Origin of the sequence: uncultured Caulobacter sp. (assembly GCF_937900395.1) — a bacterium.
Classification (GTDB): Bacteria; Pseudomonadota; Alphaproteobacteria; order Caulobacterales; family Caulobacteraceae; genus Caulobacter.
Map to the genome: position 1 here is coordinate 1 of NZ_CALCDX010000143.1, position 19,712 is coordinate 19,712.

Consider the following 19,712-nt stretch of genomic DNA (forward strand, 5'->3'; position numbering starts at 1 on the left):
AATGCAGCACCACGACCCGGACGGCTCAGCGCCGGCAGGAAGGACATACGGACTAAGCACCGCTCCGTTTTACGGAGCTACAAGTTAAGTCCGTTGCTCTGCTGTGGCATTGGAAGGTGCTCTGATGAGCATCACGCGCGCAAACCGCAATACATCATTGCATTTGCTTGGGCGCGAACCGACTACGATACTTGATTCGATGAGTCTTTATCGATCAAGCACGGCTCGATGAGCAACCGTGACTCATGCGCCAATCTTGCGTAAGCCCACAATGCAGAGGCTAGGCCCACTAAACTGAAAGCCACCGCCAACCAGAATTCGCCGTCGGTCCCGGTTTGCCATATTAGCTTCTCGTGGCCTTTGGCGCGCTGCCATTCAGCATGACCAGTGAGCCATAAATAGGTGCTGGAGAAGATGTTACCGCCAGTATGCAGCACAATCGTGGGTAGGATGGAGCGGGTAAGCCAAGCGATTGTTCCGTACAGGGCGGCGACGGCAACATAATAGGGCACGAGGACCGGCGTCAGGCCAAGGTGCGCCACCGCGAACATAATCCCCGTGACAAGCACCGCAGGTATTATGCCAAATGCTTCCTCGATCGGCCCCTGCATATAGCCCCTGAACGCACTCTCCTCCACTATGCCAGCGACGATGGCGCCAATCACGATGATCGCGAAGACCGTCGTGGTGGAGGCTTGCGAAACATCGAAAAACTCCTGCTCCGGCAGCATGACCACGCGATTTGCGACGCGCAGCACCAAGATGAGTGCGATAATGCCGAGCACGCCCGCGATCATCGACCAGTACCAAAGACGCGGCGGCAGCGGCTGTGCTCGCATTGAGCGGCGTCGGAATTCTGCGGTTGACCTTGGTCCCCAACTACCGCCGAGATAGCGCCAATAAGCCCATAGGTAGATGCCAGTCGGAAGGATCAGCCAAGGCACTTCTGGCCAATGACGCAGGTTAGCGAGGAAGATGATGTTCTTGGGAATATGACCGATCAGCGCCAGCACCATGCCAAGCGCTATCGCTCCGGCCACAATGCCGAACTTCCTCGCTAGCCCATCCATAGCATCTCCCCTTTGAAGCGGCGTATAGGTATTAGAAGCCTCCTTCTACTTCGATCTTGCCGTCAAGCAGATGCCGGTCAGTGTACTCCTGTCGAGAGGTGATGGTGCCGGAGAGCGAAACTCAATAACTTCTAATCATCCTTGCGACCCGTTCGTGGTCGCAAGACAATTCCTCATCGCTATCATATTCGCAAACAACTCGGAAGCGCCCCGCTCCGAAGAGCGGGGCGGCGTTGCTTGTCAGCGCGACCAGATCAGGGCGTATTCGCCGGCCGTGTCGGTCTCGGACAGGGTGGCGTAGATCGGCGCCGGGAAGGTCGGATCGTCGAACTTGACCGAGATGTAGTCACGTTCTTGGCGGCTGGTCTTCTTCCAACCTGCGCCGCACTCGACCGTCCCGACCAGGAGCCGGTAGTTGGGCGCCTTGTCGCCTTCGATGTCGATGGGGCGGAGGGTCGCCTTGAGCTTGAGGGTGGCGGTGGTGATGGTGCCGGTGAAGGTGCCGTTGTCCGCCTGGGTGAAGGTGCCGATGATCGCCATGTCGAAGTTCCTTTCGCTTTCGGACCGCGACTGCCGCGGCCTCGATGGCGATCGGTGAAGCGGGGATGATCGGACGCGCACCGCTTGCGGCCGGAGCGCAGCGGAGGATGGCGACGCGCGGCTTTTTTGTTTCGCGATGCAAAGCCGAAGGCGGCGGAAAAAAGCCACGCGGCGGCGTTGCGCCAGGCCGAGCAAGGCGAAGCTGGCCCCGGTTAGATCAAGCCAATCGAGAGGCCGTGCGGTCGCGCCGATGCGGGATGGAAAGCTATGGCGGCTCCGAACGACCGAACCCATGCGGCAAATCCGGCAGGACCAGTTCGAACCGAGTCCGCTCTCAGCGCCCGAACTCTGTCGCACTGATATGATGCGGCAATCCGGCAACGCGCCGCCCAAGATGGACCGCTCGGCATGTCAGCGCACGGTGGAAGAACCGACCGCGCGGGTGCGGGCTTATCGCCAACGTCGACCCCGCCCATGGCAGCGGTGAACACCTGTCGAAGCGGAATCGCGCAACGCCTTCTGAGCAAGCCCCCACGCGCGCGCCCTCTGCCAAATTTGGAAGCGCCAAGCTGACGACGCCAAGCGGCCGCGCCCGATCAGGGGCGCGGCCGCGATTTTTTGGGCCGTTCTGAGGAAGGCCGGGACCGCGTGCGCGGCCCCGGCCCAATACCGCTATTCAGCGGCGACGGCGTAGGCGTCTTCCTCGTCCGCGTCCTGCGGCGCGGTCGCTTCGGCTTCGGCGGGCTGCTGCTCGGCTTCCGCGTCCTCGGCCTCGACCGTTGCGGGCTGCTCCGCCTCAGCTTCCGGCGTCCGCAGCACGGCGGGAAGCCAGCCGGTCCCGGCCAGAAGCTGCTCGGCGGCCTGCGCCATATCCGGCTTCTTCATGTCCGCGATACGGCGGGCGGCGTCCTCCGATACGCCTTCGGTGACGGCCTCCACGATATGCGCCTTGGTGACGCGGCCAAGATAGCTGTCCACGGTCGGCGTCCAGTCCTTCGCCACGTCCAGCGCCAGCGCAGTAGCCAGCCGGTCGGCGGTTTGCAGCGTCCGGGGCTTGCGGTCCCACGGCAGGCGCAGGGCGTTGACGGTGCGGGCCGCGCAATGGGCCAGCAGCGCCAGCCGCTTCTCGTCGTCCAGCGCGACGATGAAGCCCCACAGGTCCGCCACGTCACGCGGCATCCGCTCGGCCCATGCCTCGCGCGCCTCGCTCGCCCGCGCCGCCAAGGGCGTGTCCTCGATCCCGTCCGCATGGCTCCCCAAGGGGGTCACGGTCGGACGGACCTCAAGGCAACCCGCCTCGGCGTAGCTGTAGAACAGTTGCGCGGTCAGCGTGTGGGTAAGCGCGATCAGCGCCATATCGGGCCGCTCGTCCAGCGCCACGCGAAGCGCCAGCGTCCGGTAGGCGGACAGGTCGCGGGTGAGGCTGTCGGAAATCGGCTTGCCGGGTTCCTCGTCCTCATCCTCGATCTCCTGAACGTCCTCGTCGCCGTCCTCGGTCTGCTCGTCCTCCCCGGCCTGCGGGTCGGTCGCGTCGGTTTCCGGCTCCGGTTGCGGGTCAGCCAGCGCCACATCCTCGGCCCTGACGAAACCGCGCTCGATCCTGACCGAACCGTCATGGTGAAGCACGACGAACGCGCCGCCATGCGCGATTACGTTGGCGTCGTAGGCGGAACGCTTCTCCGAAATCGCGTCGATCTCGTCGGACACCGCCTGCAACTTAGCCGCCACATCCTCGGGCATCTCGTCATAGGATGAATAGCCCTCGGCAAGCTCGTCATGCTCGATGGACAGGGCGTCCAGCCGCACCTCGTCCTCGTCGGACAGGGGAACGGCCTGCGGATAGAAGCGCCGCATCCCGTGGGCGTGGGGATAGTCGATATGCGCCTCGGTCCATTTCCAGCCCTCCGCCTGCACCTGCTCGGCCACCTCCCGCAGCTTCTCGACGGCAAGCATGTCGAGCAAACCCGCATCCTCGAAGAACCCGCCCCGGTCCTCGCTGAACAGGTCGCGGATGATGTTGCCGCCCGCCTCGACATAGGCGTCGGCCCCGACGAACACCGCGCGGCGATCATCGGCAGGAACGTTGCTCGCGGTCATGTCGCGCCGGATGATCCACGGCTCGCGATTATGATGCAGGTTGGCGAACACCTGCTCCTGCCGGGCATGGTCCTCGGTGATGGCGAAGGCCATCAATTGATCCAAGGTCAGCCCGTCCTCGCGATAGACCTGCAACAACTTGGGAGAGACAGCGCCAAGGCGAAGCCGCTGCTTCACGACGGAAGCCGACACGCCGAACCGCGCGCCGATCTCTTCCGCGCCCCAACCCTTGCCATCCGCAAGCTCGCGGAACCGATCGAACTGGTCTGCGGGGTGCATCGGGGTCCGGGTGACATTCTCGTCCAGGCTGATCTCCGACGGATCGTTGGCGGTATCGAGCCAGCAGCGCACGGCTTCCGATTTCTTGATCTGCTTGCGCTTGGCGCGCAACAGCATCGCCAGCCTGCGCCCCTCGCCAGCGGTGACGAGATAATAGCCGGTCGGCGTCCCGTCCTCCTTGGTCTCCGGCTCCACGACAAGGTTCTGGATCAGCCCCTTGTGCTGGATCGAAGCGGCCAGCGCCTCGATTGCGGCTTCCCCATGCGGCACCTTGCGGGCATTGCGCGGGGACTTCTTAAGCTTGGCGAGCGGCAGGAAGATTTCCACGCCAGACACAGGCTCGGCGGCTGCGGTTTCGGTCACAGCGTTCATCACACTTCTCCTTAAAACCACACTCACCCCGGAATGGGGTGGGCGGCGAAGAAGCGGACCGGCAGGCCCGCCGGCGGAGCCGGACAGCACCCGAAGGGCCGGAACGCAGAGGAGGTAAGCGCGGCACGCGCGTTGCGGCCCGGCGCGGCGGGCCTAAAGGGAAGCGTCGCCCACCCCATAAACGGAGTGAGCAACGACCAAACGCGATCGGGCCGGCGAAGCCCTGGCCCGATCTCCGAAGCGGTAAAGAAGCCGGACCCGTGAGCGGGTCCACCGATCGGGCGGAGCCCCGCAACTGCGCCGCCGCGCGGCGCTACCAACATCGCACCCTTGCGGCGACCGGCCGGCGCGGCGGCGTGCGCGCGGACCTGGGGGCCAGCCGTCGCCGCGCCCTCCGTGCAGAGCAAGCGTGCCACGCGGCAAAACAACGCGCGACCCCTGTCGGCTTCGCCAGAAGCCGCAGAGTGCGCTCGCTTGAATCCGCGTTCCGCCCGGCGCGTCAGCGCCGCACCGCCATGCTGATCGTCACCCGGCAGGGACGAGACCCGGAACGAGGCTCGGTCGGAGGGCAGCGGAGATAGAGCGGCGGTCCCGCAGGGAGGCGCCAACCCTTCCCTTGCTTTTTTCGGCCTCATCGACTAATATGCAGTCAATGACTTATGGAGACGCATATGGCGGTCATGACGATCCGAAACATCGACGATGCAATCAAAAATCGCCTGCGGCTGCGCGCTGCGATGCACGGCCGCTCGATGGAAGACGAAGCCCGCGACATCTTGCGCTCGGCGCTCTCGACCGAAATCCCACGCCCTCGCAATCTGGGACAGGCCATCAACGAGCGCTTCGGCGAGCTGGGCGGCGTCGATTTGCCTGACGTTCCGCGCGAGGCCATCCGGCCAGCAGTGGACTTCGGCGAATGATTGTCCTCGACACCAACGTCATCTCCGAGCTGATGCGACGCGAGCCTGACCCGCAAGTCATGGCGTGGATCGCCGATCAGCCGATGGCGGGCGTGTTCACAACGACGCTGACGCAGGCGGAAATCTTCTATGGCTTGGCGCTGCTGCCCGAGGGACGCCGCCGCGATGATCTGCTGACGGCTGCGCGTCCGATGTTCGAGGTCGATCTGGCTGGGCGCGTGCTGCCGTTCGATGCCGAGGCCGCTCTTGCATATCCCGAGATCGCCGCCGGGCGGAAACAGGGCGGCAAGCCGATCAGCCAGATTGACGCGCAAATCGCGGCGATCGTGCGCTCGCGCGGCGCGCGGCTGGCGACTCGTAGTGTGCGCGACTTTGCCGAATGCGGGATCACAATCGTCGATCCGTGGGGCGAAGCATGACGCCCGCCGCCGCGCGCCCCTATCTGCGCTTCGCCGCGCAAGAGGCTTTGCGTGGGATGCGGTCGCGCGGCAGCCTGCCGCGATGGCCCTTCCTCGCAAGCTCCGCCGCCGCACGCCTCGCCGCTGGGCCGAAAGCCCGGATGACCTGCACGACTACACCAACCGCGTCGCACCGCGTCGGGCTTCGCGCCGGCCGCGCGACGATGGAGGGCCGATCGTCGTTACCGACGATTGGCCGGAGCAAGTTCCGATCGGCGACGCCGAGTTGCGCGCGATCGAAGGCCACATGCGGCAGGAGCTGGACAAGCTGTTCGGGCCGCTGCCGTGAAGTGAGGAGTAAAGCGTCATGACCAGCGCCGCCCTGCAACGACACGAGGATGAGGCGCCAGTCGTTGCGACCGCTCGCGCCGCCCTTTACCTGCGCGTTTCAACCGGCCGGCAGGCTGATAGCGACCTGTCCATTCCCGATCAGCGCCGCCAGATCGAAGGCTATTGCCTGTCGCGCGGCTGGGAGGTCGCGGCCGAGTTCGTCGAGCCGGGCAACACCGCGACCGATGATCGCCGGCCTGCCTTCCAAGCGATGATCGACGCGGCGATGGTCAAGCCACCGACGTTCAACGTCATTCTCGTTCACAGCTTCTCGCGCTTCTTTCGCGATCAGTTCCAGTTCGAGTTCTACGTCAGGAAGCTGGCGAAGAACGGCGTTCGGCTGATCTCCATCACGCAGGATTTGGGTGACGATCCGATGAGCGTGATGATGCGCCAGATCATGACGCTGTTCGACGAATATCAGTCGAAGGAGAACGGTAAGCACACGTTGCGGGCGATGAAGGAGAATGCCCGGCAAGGCTTCTGGAATGGCGCACGCGCGCCGATCGGCTATCGCGTGATCGCGGCCGGCGAGCGCGGCGCGAAAATCAAGAAGAAGCTCGAAATTGACCCGATCCAGGCCGAGACGGTGCGGCGCATCTACAGGATGGCGCTCAACGGCGTCGATAATCGGGGACCGATGGGTCTCAAGTCGATCGCCACCTGGCTCAACGAGAACAATATTCGCACCCGCGATGGCGGGCGCTGGGGCTTGGGCGCAGTGCATCAGGTGCTCACCCGCACGACCTATATCGGCCAGCACCGCTTCAACACCCGCGACCACAAGACGAAGACGCCCAAGCCGGAGAGCGAGCACGCCGTCATGGAAGTGCCGGCGATCGTCTCGGAAGCCGAGTTCGAGGCCGTCCAGCGTTCGCTCAAGGCGCGCAGCCCGAAGATGATGCCGCCGATGGCGGTGGGCGGCCCGACGCTGCTCACCGGCATCTGCTTCTGCGCGTGCTGCGGCGGTGCGATGACGCTGCGCACGGGCACCAGCAGCGTCGGTCGGGAATATCGCTATTACACCTGCTCGACGAAGGCGCGGCAGGGTGCGACCGGCTGTCCCGGCATCACCGTGCCGATGGATCGGCTCAATGAGGCCGTGGTCGATCATCTGGAAGCGCGGCTCCTCGATCCGGCGCGGCTCGAAGCTCTGATGGATCAGATCCTCGCACGCCGCGACGAGTGGGTGAACCAGCGCCGCGAGCATGTCGCCGACCTTGAACGGCGCGCGACCGAGGCAGAAGCGAAGCTCAAGCGCCTTTACGACGCGATCGAGAACGGCGTCATCGACGTGAGTGATCCATCGCTCAAGGATCGTATTGCCGAGCTGACCGCGACTCGCGACCAGGCCAAGGGTGATTCCGAGCGCGCCTTGGCCCACATCGTGAAGATCGGCCCGGCGATCACGCCGGAGAGCCTGCGCGCCTTCGCAGCCGCTCTCAAAAAGAAGTTGCGGCATGGCGACGGCACGTTCGCCCGCGATCAGGTTCGCGCCGTGGCGCAGCGGGTTGAAGTTGTAAGCCGGAAGGAGGTCCGCATCCGTGGGCTGCGGAGCGAGCTGCTCCGAACCCTAACCGCCGCCTCTGGCGTAGAGGCGGCGGTGCTAGGCGTTCGTGCCTTTGAACCGAAATGGCGCACCCGACACGATTCGAACGTGTGACCTTTGCCTTCGGAGGGCAACGCTCTATCCAGCTGAGCTACGGGTGCATCCCTTGCGGGAAGCGGGTCTTAGCCGAAAGGCGGCCAGGGCGCAAACGGTCTTGCGGGGAGCGGCTTACGCCGCCCCCATGTAGATGAAGCGGGCGACGAACAGGGCCGCCAGCACGAACAGCAGCCAGTCGCTCGCCTTGGCCTGGCCGCGCACGAGCTTGAGGCCTGCGTAGGCCGTGATGCCGAAGGCCAGGCCGTTGGCGATCGAAAAGGTCAGCGGGATGGCGATCACGGTCAGGAACGCCGGGATGGCGACGCCGGGGTCGTCCCAGTCCACGTCGGCCAGCGCGCCGACCATCATCGAGCCGACGATGATCAGGGCCGGCGCCGTGGCGGCCGCCGGAATGGCCTGGACCCAGGGGGCAAAGAACAGGGTGACCAGGAAGAGCAGGCCGACGACGATCGCGGTGAGGCCGGTGCGGCCGCCGGCGGCGACACCCGAGGCGCTTTCGATATAGCTGACCACGGTCGAGGTCCCGGCCAGGGAGCCGCCGATGGTCGCGATCGAGTCGGCGGTCAGGATGCGGTTGAGGCGCGGGATCGTTCCGTCGGGCTGGACGAGGCCAGCCTTCTTGGTCACGGCGACCAGGGTCCCGACATTGTCGAACAGGTCGACGAACAGGAAGACGAAGATCACCTCGGCCAGCGCCATGCCCATGCCGCTGTTCAGGTGCAGCGCCGCGGGGACGTCGAGCTTGAAGGCCGTGGCCGTCAGAGCCGCCAAGCCGTACTCGCCGGGAACAATCTTGGCGAGGCCCAGGGCCCAGCCCGCGACGGCGGCGACCAGGATGCCGATCAAGATCGCGCCCTTCACCCGCCAGACCATCAGCCCGCCCATGACGAGGAGGCCCAAGATGGCGAGGGCGGCGTTAGGCTTGGTGAGGTCGCCGAGCGCCACGGTCGTGGCCGGATCGGCGACGATGATGCCGGCTTCCTTGAGGCCGATGAAGGCGATGAACAGGCCGACGCCCGCGGCGACGGCCGAGAACAGCGGGCGCGGAATGGCGCCGACGATCAACTGGCGAATGCCCGCGACGGTGAGAACCAGGAAGGCCACGCCGGACAGGAAGACGCAGCCCAGCGCCGTCTCCCAGGGCAGGCCCATGCCCTTGACCACGGTGAAGGTGAAATAGGCGTTGAGACCCATGCCGGGCGCCAGTGCGATCGGGTAGTTCGCGATCAGGCCCATCAGGATGCTGCCGAAGCCGGCGGCGAGGCAGGTGGCCGCCGCGACCGCCGCGACCGGCATGCCCGCCTGCCCCAGGATCGTCGGATTGACGATCACGATGTAGGCCATGGTCAGGAAGGTGGTGAAGCCGGCCAGCACCTCGGTGCGCACCGAGGTCCCTTGCGCTGACAGCTTGAACATCCGCTCGATCATTTCACCGTCCCCCCAATGGACGCCGCGCTGGGCGTATTGGTCTCGTAGCGATCCCAGTGGCTTGTCAGCTCGCGCACCACGACCGAGCCCACACGGTAGGCCGAGTCGAACGCGGCCTGCGCGCCCTCGCCGTGGAAGGCGCGCGGAAACTCCGGAGCGCCCGCCGGCGCGCGCGAGTAGTTGCTGGCCGTCCGCAGCACCAGGACGCGCGAGAAGTCGACCTTGCCGGCCTTCGCATAGAGGTCGAGCACGTCCGTGATGCCCTGGTCCTCGCAGTCGGACATCGTGAAGGTCCCCGCGCCGTCGGTCCAAAGGCGGACCCAGTCCTCGGCCCATTGGGTGCGGCGCGCGCCATGCCAGAACCGGGTGGCGCCTAGCGCTTCGCCCTTCAGGACGAAAGGCGGCTTGGTCGCGTTGACGTCGCTGGCGTAGGGCGCGCGCAGACCCGCCAAGGCCGGGTTGTCGGGGATCGGCGTTTTCGCGGTCAGGCCATAGGCCCAATCGACGAGCCGCCAGTTCAGCGCCCAGACCATGCCCGACGAACCTTCCGCGGAGCCTTTCACATTGGGTTTGTCGGTTTCCAGCGAATAGAGCCCGTAGGGCCAGTCAGCCGGGATTTCGCGATCATCGACCTCATAGATCGGATCGGCGTCCACGACATAGCGCGCCCAGGCGGCGCTGCCGATCGACGCCACCTTGGGGTCGACGCCGCCGATGCCCGCCACGATCCAGTAGGTCTTGGAGAAGTCGAACTGCTTGGAGAGGATCAGGGCGGCGACGCTTTCCCGCGCCCGCGCGCGCATGTCGGTCATCACGCCCAGCACGCCGGTCTCGGGCGACCAGCGGGCCGCATGGCGCAGGCCGGGGACGGGGATGGTCTCCTTCAGCGGCAGGCCCTCGACCCACGGCTGAAACTCGCCGGGCCGGTCGCCGGTCACCTCGCCGATCTCGAAGGTCGTCAGCACCACGACCTTGACGGGGATGGGTTTGGCTTCTCGCGCCTGGGCCAGGCTCGAGAAGCCCAGGCACAGCGCCACTACAAGTCCCAAGAGCCGCATCGCCATACCCCTCAAGCGCAAATCGCGGCGAAGCTGGCGCGCTGCGGCGAGCCTGGCAAGCGCGTTTGTCGCCGCTGACTGGGCGTGGGACGAGCTGACTAGTCCTTGGTCGGGTCGGCCGCGTTCGGATCGCCATAGGTCAGGGCGACGAAGACATCCTCGAGGTCCGGATCCTCGGTGGCGATGTCCTTGATCAGCAACCCGCTGGCGCGGACCGCGGCCAGAACCTGCTCGACGCTGGACTGGCCGGTGCGGTAGCTGACCGAGAACGCGCCGCCTGCGCGCAGCTTGGTGTCGAAGCCCGCCAAGGCCGGCGCCGCCGTCACGGGCTGCTCCGGCGTGACCACGACGTTGCGGCTGTCCATCCGGCGCAGCAGGGTCCCTGTGGGTTCGCAGGCCACCACCTCGCCGCGATTGATGATGGCGATCTGGTCGCAGAGCTCCTGGGCTTCTTCCAGGTAGTGGGTGGTCAGCACGATCGTGACGCCCAGCTCGTTCAAGCCGGTTACGTACTGCCAGAGCTGGCGGCGCAGCTCGACGTCGACCCCGGCGGTGGGCTCGTCGAGGATCAGGACGGGCGGCTGGTGGACCATGGCCTTGGCGACCATCAGGCGTCGCTTCATGCCGCCCGACAGCTGGCGAACATAGGCGCCGGCCTTGTCGCCGAGACCCAGGGCGTTCAGCAACTCGTCCGTCCGGCGCTCGCGTTTGGGCACGCCGTAGAAGCCCGCCTGAACCTCCAGCGACTCGCGCGGGGTGAAGAAGACGTCGGCGGCTAGCTCCTGGGGCACGACGCCAATGGCCGCGCGGGCGTCACGCGGGCGCTGGTCGATGTCGCGGCCCCAGATCCGCACCGTGCCCGAGCTTTTGCGCACCAGGCCGGCCAGGATGTTGATGAAGGTCGACTTGCCCGCGCCATTGGGGCCCAGGAGGCCGAAGATCGAGCCGCGCGGGACCTTCAGGTCGATGCCGTTCAGCGCCCGCTTCTCGGGCGAGGTCTTGGTGGCGGCGTAGGTCTTGTAGAGGCCTTCGGCTTCGATGGCGTAGGCGGGCAGGTCCATGGATCGTCCAGAATGCAAACGGCGAGGCCGGAAACGCCGCGAGAAGGGCCCCCGGAGGCGCGGGTCGATTGACGGCGCCTTTCGGCGTCGCATAGGTATGCCTCGTTCGCGGCGACGCCAAGGCCGCGATCCGAATTCGAGGACTCCCAAGATGGCCAAGGCCAAGACTGCGACCGCCAACGCGACCGTTCCGACCGCCATGGACCCGGCGGCGATCGCCGGTCCCGCGCCGGAGACGATCATGGTCCGCTCGCACCGCATCGCCTGCGATGGCGTCGGCGGGGCCCTGGGCCATCCGCGCGTCTGGCTTGAGATGGGCGCGGCCGGCTTCGTCGACTGCCCCTACTGCGATCGTCGTTTCGTCGCGGCGACGGCCGAGGGCGACGAGGACGAGCAACTCGCGCCAGGCGTCTACGAAGGCGCCGGCGGCCACTAAGCCGTGGACGACAGCGTCCCGCCGAGCCAACGGGCCGAGACCCTCGCCAAGGCCTGGGAGAAGGCCGAGTGGCCACATGAGGCGCCGGTGCTGCGCGCCATCGCCATGCCGTCCGACACCAATCCCGAAGGCGACATCTTCGGCGGTTGGCTGCTGTCCCAGATGGACTTGGCCGCGGCCTCGATCGCCTTCCACCGCGCCGCGGGCCGCTGCGCCACCATCGCCATCGACGGCATGACCTTCATCAGCCCGGTCTTCGTCGGCGACGAGGTCAGTCTGTTCGCCAAGGTGATCCACACGGGCCGCACCTCTCTCAAGGTCGCCGTCGAGGCGTGGCGTCGTCGCCGGGACGGGGAGCAGGCGCACAAGGTGACTGAGGGCGTCTTCACCTTCGTGGCCATCGACGAGCACCGCAAGCCGCGGCCGCTTCCCGTCTAGACGACGGCGCCGAACACCTTGCCGATCAGGGCGGTGGCGGCGAGGGCCAGCAGGCCCCAGAACGTCACGCGGATTACCGACTTCAGCGGCGGCGCTCCGCCTGTGCGGGCTCCCAGCCAGCCCAGCGCCGCGAGGGCGAGCAGGGTGGCGGCCGTCACGACGGGGATCATGATCGGGAGTGGCGCTACTGCCGTCACCGCGAGCGGCATCGCCGCTCCGACGGCGAAGGTCGCCGCGGAAGTCAGGGCCGCCTGCACGGGGCGAGCCGCCAGATGTTCGGAAATGCCCAACTCGTCGCGCGCGTGGGCGGCCAAGGCGTCGCCGGCGTTGAGCTGCACCGCGACCTGGCGGGCCAGGTCGGGCGTCAGGCCTCGGGCGACGTAGATCGCCGTCATCTCGTCCAGCTCCTCCTCGGGCTGCGTCGCCAGTTCCTGGCGTTCACGCGCGAGGTCGGCCGCCTCGCTGTCGGCCTGAGAGCTGACCGAGACATATTCGCCCGCCGCCATCGACATCGCGCCGGCGACCAGGCCGGCGCCGGCGGCCAGCAGGACCGCGCCGCGCGTGGTCTCCGCCGCCGCGACCCCGACGACGAGCGCCGCCGTCGACACGATGCCGTCGTTCGCGCCCAGGACGGCGGCGCGCAGCCAGCCGATCCGCGACACCGCGTGCCGTTCGACGTGCGCTTTCAAGCGAGCCATGGCCTTGTCCCTTAATCGAATTCGACCAAAGGAGGACCCGGGCGGCTGCGCCGGGTCAAGCCTGACGGCCGCTTATGGGTCTAGTGCGACAGGTCGAACTGGGCTGGCGCGACGCCGAGCCACGCGCAGATGTCGAGGATGACCTGGCGCTCCTCGGCCTCAAGGCCGCCGTCTGCGATCGACACCGCCACCGCTGCGGCGGCGACCTCCATGGCCTCCGCCCGCCCCTTGAGCTGTCGGATCATCATCTCCGCTTCCGCCCGAGCTTCCTCCGGGCGCGTCTCGAACCGGGCGTCCAGGGCCTCGAAGGCTTCGAGCACGTCATCGACGCCGAACGGGATCAGCCCCGCCTGGCCGCGGATGCGGTCCAGCATACGCCCCCGTTCCTCGGTCGAGACGTCGCCATCGGCGTGGGCGATCAGGGCGCAGGCCGCCACCACGGCGTCGAGCTGCTCCAGCTGGCGCGGCGTCCAGACGTCGGTCGGCGCGAGCGCCTTGCGCAGGGCGTTGTTCATGAGCGTTTCCTCGTTGTCGTTATCATTGACGGCCTTGGCCATGATCTCAGGCCCACCGCGCGGTGGCGGCGTTCAGTTCGATCGTCCATAGACGTTCCTGGAGGCTTTGCCGTCGCAGGCTCCAGATCTGGATCTTGGCCTTGTCCGGATTGGGCCGCGCGCTTTCCTCACGCATGGCCATGGTCAGCCGCGCGATCTCCGCGCGAAGCTGCTGGGCGTTCATCAGGGGCATGTCGTCGCTCTCCTCTGTTGGGAGAGTGCGCCGATGCCGGGCGATGGGGCTCAGAGGGGGTAAGCGGCCTCCAGGACCCAGCATCGAGCGCACTCGATGCGGTCCGACATCACGCCCGACGCGAAGCGTCGAAACGTCAGAGGGGCCCGGCCCGCAGCTAAGAGTTTGGTTGAAATCGAGCGGGACTCAAGAGGCGCGATGAAAATTTCCGCGGTCTATCCTGGGACGGGCGTCCAGAGGACGTCCTCGATCCGCCGGGCGCCGGTCGCCAACAGGACCAGGCGGTCGAAGCCCAGGGCGGAGCCCGACGCCTCGGGCATGTGGGCCAGGGCGGCCAGGAAGTCCTCATCGATGAGATGGCGCTCGCCATAGACGCGGGCCTTCTCGTCCATCTCCAGCACAAAGCGGCGGCGCTGCTCCACGGGGTCGGTGAGCTCGCCAAAGGCGTTGGCCAGCTCTACGCCGCAGGCATAGAGCTCGAAGCGCTCGGCGACTCGCGGATCGGAAGCCTTGGGCCGCGCCAGGGCCGCCTCGGGGATGGGGTATTCGCAAAGGATCGTCGGACGGCCTTCGCCCAGGCGCGGCTCGACCTTTTCGACGATGATCCGGCTGAAGATGTCGGCCCAGGTGTCGTCCTCCGCCACGCGAACGCCAGCCTCGGCCGCCCCGGCGGCCAAAGCGCGGCGGTCTGTTTCGCCGTCTGAGGCGATACTGGCCAGCAGATCGATGCCCGCGTGGCGCCGAAAGGCCTCGGCCACCGAGAGGCGCTCGGGAACGGCGAAGGGGTCGCAGGCCATGCCCCGGAACGCGAAGCGACGGGTTCCCGCCGTCTCGGCCGCCAGAGCGACCAGGGCGGCGCAGTCGTCCATCAGCGTCTCGTAAGGCGCCTCGGCGCGGTACCACTCCAGCATCGTGAACTCGGGATGGTGCAGCGGCCCGCGCTCGCGGTTGCGCCACACCTTGCCCAGGCTGAAGATGTTCGTCTCGCCCGCCGCCAGCAGCTTCTTGCAGGAGAACTCGGGGGAAGTGTGCAGGTACAGCGGCGTTCCCTCGCCGGCGGCGTTTAGCGCTTCGGTGGCGAAGGCGTGCAGGTGCGCCTCGGCGCCGGGCGAGACCTGCAAGGCGGCCGTCTCGACCTCCTCGAAGCCTTGCGTCTCGAACCAGGCGCGAAAGGCCTTGGTGATGCGGTTGCGCGCCAGCAGGAAGGGGCGGCGGTCGTGGTGGACGTCCGTGCGCCACCAGGTCGAGGAAGAATGCGGCAAGGGCTGTAAACCGAAGAGACTGGAGATTTTGGCCCTTTCGCTATAGGAGGGCGCTCACGGATCAATAGCACGAACGCGCCCGCGGCCTCGCGCGCGCTTTCCACCAAGGACGGTAACTACGTGAAGGTCGCAGCCAGCTCGCTCCGCAAAGGCTCCGTCGTCGATCTCGACGGCAAGCTCTATGTCGTCCTGAGCGCCGAGAACATCCACCCCGGCAAGGGCACCCCGGTGACCCAGCTGAACATGCGCCGCATCTCGGACGGCGTGAAGGTTTCGGAACGCTACCGCACGACCGAGCAGGTCGAGCGCGCCTTCGTCGACGACCGCAACCACACCTTCCTCTATCAGGACGGCGAGGGCTTCCACTTCATGAACCCGGAGACCTACGACCAGCTCGTGGCGACTGAAGAAGTGATCGGCGACGCCGCGCCCTATCTGCAGGAGGGCATGACCGTCATCCTGTCGACCCACAATGACGTGCCGATCGCCATCGACCTGCCGCGCACCGTGGTGCTCGAGATCGTCGACACCGAACCGTCGGTGAAGGGCCAGACCGCCAGCTCGTCCTATAAGCCCGCCGTGCTCAGCAACGGCGTGAAGACGACGGTCCCGCCTTACATCACCTCGGGCACCAAGGTGGTGATCCTGACGGAAGACGGCTCGTACGTCGAACGCGCCAAGGACTAAGCGCGCCTCGGACGCTGAAGCAGGAAGGCCCGGCGGGAGACCGCCGGGCCTTTTTGCTGACTGGCCGCGCCGGTTCGTTGTGCTCGACCCAGACGCCGCCTAAAGGCCGATCGCCTCCAACTGGCCCGGCGCCATCGCGTCGAGCTGGGCGGCGGTCAGCTTGTTGATCTGCGCCCGAGACAGGCTGCTGAGCTGGCTGGGCTTGAAGGCGGCGATCTGGGCGGCCGTGAAGCCCGGGATCTGGCTCGGCATGATCTGGCCGACCTGCGTGGCGTCAAGAGCTTCGATCGAGGCGGCGGGCAACTGGCCCACCTGGGTCGTCGTGAGCGCGCCCAATTGGGCGCCGGAGAAGCGCGCCAGCCCGCTCGCCCCAAACGCGGTCAATTGCTCGGCCGTAAAGCCCCGCACCTGATTTGCGCTGAGGCCGCTGAACTGGTCTTCCGACATGGCGCCGATGGCGCTCATGGACAGGGCGCCGATCTGGCTGGATGTCAGACCGGCGATCTGCGTCCGGCTCAGCTCCGCCATGTCGGTCGGGTTGAGGCCGCGCACCTGCACCGGCGTCAGCGCCGAGATCTGCGCCGCCGTCAGAGCGGCGACCTGCGTCGCCGTCAGGGCGGAAATGTCGGCCGCGGAGAAGCTCTCCATCTGCTGCGGGCTAAGTCCGCCGATCTGGGTGACGGTGATCTCGCCGATGTCGGCGGCGCTGAACTGCTCGATCTGGGTGGAGGTTAGGCCGCGCACCTGACTGGCCGTCAGCCGGGCGAACTGCGTCGCGTTCAAGGCCGAAAGGATTTCCCCGCGCACCGCACCGACTTGCGTGGCCGACAGCGCGGCGACCTGGGTTTCCGACAGGCTTCCAAAGCTGCTGGCGTCGAGACTTGCGATCTGCGTCGTGGAAAGCCCGGTCACCTGGGTCGAGGTGAGGTTCGCCAGCCCGCTGGTCCCCAGCGCCCCAAGGGCCGAGGCGGAGAGCGCGCCAACCTGGCTGGCGCTGAGCGCCGCGACCTCGGTGGTCGACAGGCTGGCGATCAGGGTGGCGGAGGCGCCCGCGATCTGGCTGGGAGTTAGTTGGCCGATGCGGGTCTTCACGGCGCTGTCGGGCAGGGCGGCGAGCTGGGCGCTCGTGAGGCCGCCAAACTGGCTCGCCGACAGTCCGGCGAGCGCCGTGGTGGAAAGCGAGGTGAGGTTCGTGACCGACAGCGCTCCGATCTGCGAAGGGGCGAGGCCGCCAACCTGTGTCGTCGAGAGCTCGGCGAAGTCGCTGGTCGACAGCGCGCTGACCTGGGTCGTGGTCAGGTTCTGAAGTTGCGTCGTTGACAGGCGCGCGACCTGCGTCGCCGTGAGCGCCGAGAAGGCCGTGGGGGTCAGCGCGGCGAGGAAGCCTCCGTTCAGGCCTCCCACTTGCGTGCTGGACAGGCCCGCGACCTGCTCGCCGGTCAGGTTCGCTGCTTGTGTGGCGTTGAGACCGGCCACCTGGGTGGAGGTCAAGGCGCCGACCTGCGTCGCGGTCAGAGCCGCCAGGGCGTCGGTCGCCAGCGCTCCCAGCTGAACGGAGCTCAAGGCCGCCAATTGGCTGCTGGATAGGCCGCTCAGTTGGCTTGGGCGCAGAGCCGAGATCTGCGACGGCGCCATGGCGCGGATCTGGTTGGCGCCGAGGGCCGCCACTTGGCTCGCGTTGAGCGCGGCCACGTCGGTCGAAGGCAGGGCGGCTATCTGGGATGCATTGATCGCGCCGATCTGCGTGGTGCTGAACTCGGCCATGTCCTCCGGCGAAAGGCTGCGGAGCTGCGTCGCCGTCAGCGCCGCTATATGGCTGGTCGAGAGGGCGGCGACGCGAGAGGCGTCGAGCGCCGAGAAGGCGTTGGGCGAAAGACCCGCTAGCTGGGTCGGCGTCAGCAGGGCCAGGCGGTCGGCGTCCAGAGCGGCGACGGCCGTGGCGGAGAGGCCCGCGATCTGGGTCGATCGCAACGCGGTCCACTGCGTGGCCGACAGTTTTCGCAGGTCATCGGCGCCAAGGCCCGCGAGCTGGGTCTGGGTGAGGCCCTGAGCTTGGACGGTGCTGAGGCTGGCCCACTGCGTGGCCGAAAGGTCCCCCACGACATCGGCCGTCAACGCGCCGATCACATTGGAGGTCAGAGCGGTGATCTGGGTTCCGCTAAGAACGCTGAGCTGGGTGGACGTCAGCCTTCGGCCTTGGGTCGCGGTGAGACCTCTCAACTGGTTTGCGTCCAGCCGCGCCAAACCGTCGAGCGACAGGCGGCCGAAATTGTCCGGCGACAGGGCGCCGAGCTGCTGCGCCGTGAGCGACGCGATCTGAGTGACGCTGAGCGCGGAGGGGATGTCGGACGGCAGTTTGCCAATCTGATCCGCCGTCAGGGCCCGCAGCTGTGTTGATCCGAAGGCGGCGATCTGCGTCGACGAGAGCGCGTCCAGCGCGGTCACGGACATCTTCGAGACCTGCGTCGCGGTGAGGCCGCCGATGATCCCGGTCGACAGGTGCGGGGCCATCGCGCCGATCTGGGTTCCATCCAGCAGCGCGATCTGGGTGGGACGCAGTTGCCCGACGTCGGTGTCGTCGAGACCGCTCAGCTGGGTGGCCGTCAGCCCGCGCAGCTGGTTGCCGGTTAGGCTGTCCACCTGTTCCTGGGTGAAGGCGGCGACGGCGGTCGATGTCAGGCCGCTGATCTGCTGACCGTTGAGGCCTCGGATTTCCGTGGTGCTGAGGCTGCCGATGTCGGTCGGGGCGAAGGCGCGGAGCTGCGTTGCGGTGATGCCGTAGAGCTGACCTTGGGAAAGCGGCCCGGCCTGCCGCAGCGCGGCCAACTGGGTCCCCGAGAGCGCGGCGATCTGCACCGCGGTCAGCGCCTGGGCTTGTTCCGTCGACAGGGCGGCGAGATCACTGCGCGACAGCGCCTTCAGCTGCAGCGGCGTCAGCGCCTTGAGCTGGGAAGGCGTGAACGCCGCGAAGGTCTCGTCGGTCAGGGCCGCCAGCCGGCTGGGGGGGAGGTCGCGGATCTGACTGACCGTGAAAGCCTTCAGCTGGGCGCGCGTGAACTCGTTGAAGTCCTCCCCGTTCAAGGCCTTCAGCTGTTCGCCGCGCAGGCGGGCGATTTGGCTGGCGCTAAGCGCGCCGACCTGGGTCGCGTTCAGGGCCGAGAAGGCGCTTGGCGACAACCCGCCAAGCGCCGCGGGATCCAGCGCCGCCAGCTGAGTGGTGTCGAGACCGGTGATCGCGGTGACGGAGAGCGCCGCGCCATGGCCGGCGTTCAGGCCCTTCAGCTGAGTTGGCGTCAGGGCGGCCAGGAACGCCGGGCTGGCGCGGCCAAGCTCCGTCGCCGAAAGGGCGCGGATCTGGGTCGGACTGAGGACGGCCTTGCGATCACCCAGCGCGTTCAGCTGGGTCGAGGTCAGGGACGAAAGCTGGCCGGGCGTGGCCGCGGACCACTGGCTCGCCGAGGTGAGGGCGATGGTCTCGGGCGGGAGGGCCCGCAAGGTCGACGCCGAAAGACCCGCGAACTGGGTCGGCGTCAGGGCTCCGATCTGGCTGCTCGAGAGACTCACGACCTGGGTTGGGCCGAGCATGCCAAGTTGAGCGGGGGTCAGGCTTGCGACCTGATCCACGGTGAATTCCGCCATGTCGGCGGCCGAAAGGCCGCGCAGTTGAGCCGCGCTCAGTGCGCGTAGCTGAACCGGCGATAGGCTCTGGACCTGGGTCGTGCTCAGGGCGGAGAAGTTCGTCGCGCTGAGGACCGCGATCTGGGTCATGCGCAGCCCGTCTAGCGCCTCGGCGCTCAGCGCCTGGATCTGCGTGCGCGACAGCGACGACACCTGCGCCTGGTTCAGCACCATCAGCTGGGTGCTGCTGAAGGCGACCGCGGGCAGTCGAGGCAGTTGTGAGGCCGTGAGGCCCGCCAGCTGGCTGGCGCCGAACCGGGCGAACTGTTCGGGAGTCAGGGCGGCGATAGCCGTCGCGCTGATCGCCGCGACCTGCTGCGAGGTGAGCCTGGCGAACTCCGAGGGCGGGGCGGCGGCGATCGTCGCGCCACTGAGGGCGGCGATCCGGCTCGGCGCCAGGCTGGACAGGGCCGACGGATCGGAGCTGACAACCGCCATCGCTACTCCAACAACTCACCGCGGCGCTGGCCGCAACCTTCACGAATCG

Annotated in this window: 18 protein-coding genes and 1 tRNA gene; 7 read left to right on the forward strand and 12 right to left on the reverse strand. The window is 67.2% G+C overall.

What is annotated here, in order from left to right:
• Nucleotides 1-182: 182 nt before the first annotated feature.
• The 3 genes from Q0379_RS11535 to Q0379_RS11545 form a co-directional block, all read right to left on the reverse strand.
• The gene (locus Q0379_RS11535; RefSeq protein ID WP_299008604.1) at nucleotides 183-1,016 is read right to left on the reverse strand and encodes a type II CAAX endopeptidase family protein; all 834 of its coding nucleotides are present in this window, start codon (nucleotides 1,014-1,016) and stop codon (nucleotides 183-185) included.
• 294 nt (nucleotides 1,017-1,310) lie between these two features.
• Nucleotides 1,311-1,610: a DUF736 domain-containing protein gene (locus tag Q0379_RS11540; protein WP_299008606.1), complete on the reverse strand. Its 300-nt coding sequence runs from the start codon at nucleotides 1,608-1,610 to the stop codon at nucleotides 1,311-1,313.
• A gap of 672 nt (nucleotides 1,611-2,282) precedes the next feature.
• Nucleotides 2,283-4,358, reverse strand: coding sequence for a ParB/RepB/Spo0J family partition protein (locus Q0379_RS11545; RefSeq protein WP_299008608.1), 2,076 nt, complete (start codon nucleotides 4,356-4,358; stop codon nucleotides 2,283-2,285).
• Between the two features lie 671 nt (nucleotides 4,359-5,029).
• On the opposite strand from Q0379_RS11545, the gene Q0379_RS11550 reads away from it, so the two are divergent.
• From Q0379_RS11550 to Q0379_RS11565, 4 genes are all read left to right on the forward strand, one after another.
• On the forward strand, nucleotides 5,030-5,278 hold the full coding sequence (locus tag Q0379_RS11550; RefSeq protein ID WP_299008610.1) for a hypothetical protein: 249 nt from the start codon (nucleotides 5,030-5,032) through the stop codon (nucleotides 5,276-5,278).
• On the forward strand, nucleotides 5,275-5,697 hold the full coding sequence (locus Q0379_RS11555; RefSeq protein WP_299008612.1) for a type II toxin-antitoxin system VapC family toxin: 423 nt from the start codon (nucleotides 5,275-5,277) through the stop codon (nucleotides 5,695-5,697). The genes Q0379_RS11550 and Q0379_RS11555 overlap by 4 nt, the downstream gene beginning before the upstream one ends.
• An 82-nt stretch (nucleotides 5,698-5,779) precedes the next feature.
• Nucleotides 5,780-6,025: a hypothetical protein gene (locus tag Q0379_RS11560; RefSeq protein ID WP_048578310.1), complete on the forward strand. Its 246-nt coding sequence runs from the start codon at nucleotides 5,780-5,782 to the stop codon at nucleotides 6,023-6,025.
• Nucleotides 6,026-6,043: 18 nt separating this feature from the next.
• A complete protein-coding gene (locus Q0379_RS11565; protein WP_299008616.1) occupies nucleotides 6,044-7,729 on the forward strand; it encodes a recombinase family protein in 1,686 nt (561 codons plus the stop codon).
• Here Q0379_RS11565 and Q0379_RS11570 read toward each other — a convergent pair.
• The 4 genes from Q0379_RS11570 to Q0379_RS11585 form a co-directional block, all read right to left on the reverse strand.
• Nucleotides 7,700-7,776 (reverse strand) — tRNA-Arg (locus tag Q0379_RS11570). The genes Q0379_RS11565 and Q0379_RS11570 overlap by 30 nt on opposite strands.
• A gap of 67 nt (nucleotides 7,777-7,843) precedes the next feature.
• Nucleotides 7,844-9,160 carry an NCS2 family permease gene (locus Q0379_RS11575; RefSeq protein WP_299008618.1) on the reverse strand — a complete coding sequence of 439 codons (1,317 nt, stop codon included), beginning with the start codon at nucleotides 9,158-9,160 and terminating at the stop codon, nucleotides 7,844-7,846.
• Nucleotides 9,157-10,224 carry a purine nucleoside permease gene (locus Q0379_RS11580; RefSeq protein ID WP_299008621.1) on the reverse strand — a complete coding sequence of 356 codons (1,068 nt, stop codon included), beginning with the start codon at nucleotides 10,222-10,224 and terminating at the stop codon, nucleotides 9,157-9,159. The genes Q0379_RS11575 and Q0379_RS11580 overlap by 4 nt, the downstream gene beginning before the upstream one ends.
• A gap of 92 nt (nucleotides 10,225-10,316) precedes the next feature.
• A complete protein-coding gene (locus Q0379_RS11585; protein ID WP_299008623.1) occupies nucleotides 10,317-11,279 on the reverse strand; it encodes an ABC transporter ATP-binding protein in 963 nt (320 codons plus the stop codon).
• A gap of 151 nt (nucleotides 11,280-11,430) precedes the next feature.
• Here Q0379_RS11585 and Q0379_RS11590 point away from each other — a divergent pair, with 151 nt between their 5' ends.
• Nucleotides 11,431-11,715 (forward strand): zinc-finger domain-containing protein, encoded by a 285-nt coding sequence (locus Q0379_RS11590; RefSeq protein WP_299008625.1) that lies wholly within the window; start codon nucleotides 11,431-11,433, stop codon nucleotides 11,713-11,715.
• Nucleotides 11,716-11,718: 3 nt separating this feature from the next.
• Nucleotides 11,719-12,153: an acyl-CoA thioesterase gene (locus tag Q0379_RS11595; protein ID WP_299008627.1), complete on the forward strand. Its 435-nt coding sequence runs from the start codon at nucleotides 11,719-11,721 to the stop codon at nucleotides 12,151-12,153.
• On the opposite strand, the gene Q0379_RS11600 is transcribed toward Q0379_RS11595, so the two are convergent.
• From Q0379_RS11600 to epmA, 4 genes are all read right to left on the reverse strand, one after another.
• Nucleotides 12,150-12,851, reverse strand: a complete 702-nt coding sequence (locus Q0379_RS11600) for a VIT family protein (protein ID WP_299008629.1) — start codon at nucleotides 12,849-12,851, stop codon at nucleotides 12,150-12,152. The genes Q0379_RS11595 and Q0379_RS11600 overlap by 4 nt on opposite strands.
• 80 nt (nucleotides 12,852-12,931) lie before the next feature.
• Nucleotides 12,932-13,366: a TerB family tellurite resistance protein gene (locus tag Q0379_RS11605; RefSeq protein WP_299008631.1), complete on the reverse strand. Its 435-nt coding sequence runs from the start codon at nucleotides 13,364-13,366 to the stop codon at nucleotides 12,932-12,934.
• Between the two features lie 46 nt (nucleotides 13,367-13,412).
• Nucleotides 13,413-13,598: a hypothetical protein gene (locus Q0379_RS11610; protein ID WP_299008634.1), complete on the reverse strand. Its 186-nt coding sequence runs from the start codon at nucleotides 13,596-13,598 to the stop codon at nucleotides 13,413-13,415.
• 215 nt (nucleotides 13,599-13,813) lie between these two features.
• Nucleotides 13,814-14,860, reverse strand: coding sequence for an EF-P lysine aminoacylase EpmA (gene epmA, locus Q0379_RS11615; protein ID WP_299008636.1), 1,047 nt, complete (start codon nucleotides 14,858-14,860; stop codon nucleotides 13,814-13,816).
• Between the two features lie 120 nt (nucleotides 14,861-14,980).
• Here epmA and efp point away from each other — a divergent pair, with 120 nt between their 5' ends.
• Entirely contained in the window at nucleotides 14,981-15,547 is a 567-nt protein-coding gene (efp, locus tag Q0379_RS11620) for an elongation factor P (protein WP_066687129.1), read from the forward strand.
• A 99-nt stretch (nucleotides 15,548-15,646) separates the two neighbouring features.
• Here the strand turns inward: efp and Q0379_RS11625 are convergent, their stop codons facing one another.
• A complete protein-coding gene (locus tag Q0379_RS11625) occupies nucleotides 15,647-19,663 on the reverse strand; it encodes an ice nucleation protein (RefSeq protein ID WP_299008640.1) in 4,017 nt (1,338 codons plus the stop codon).
• Nucleotides 19,664-19,712 lie beyond the last annotated feature (49 nt).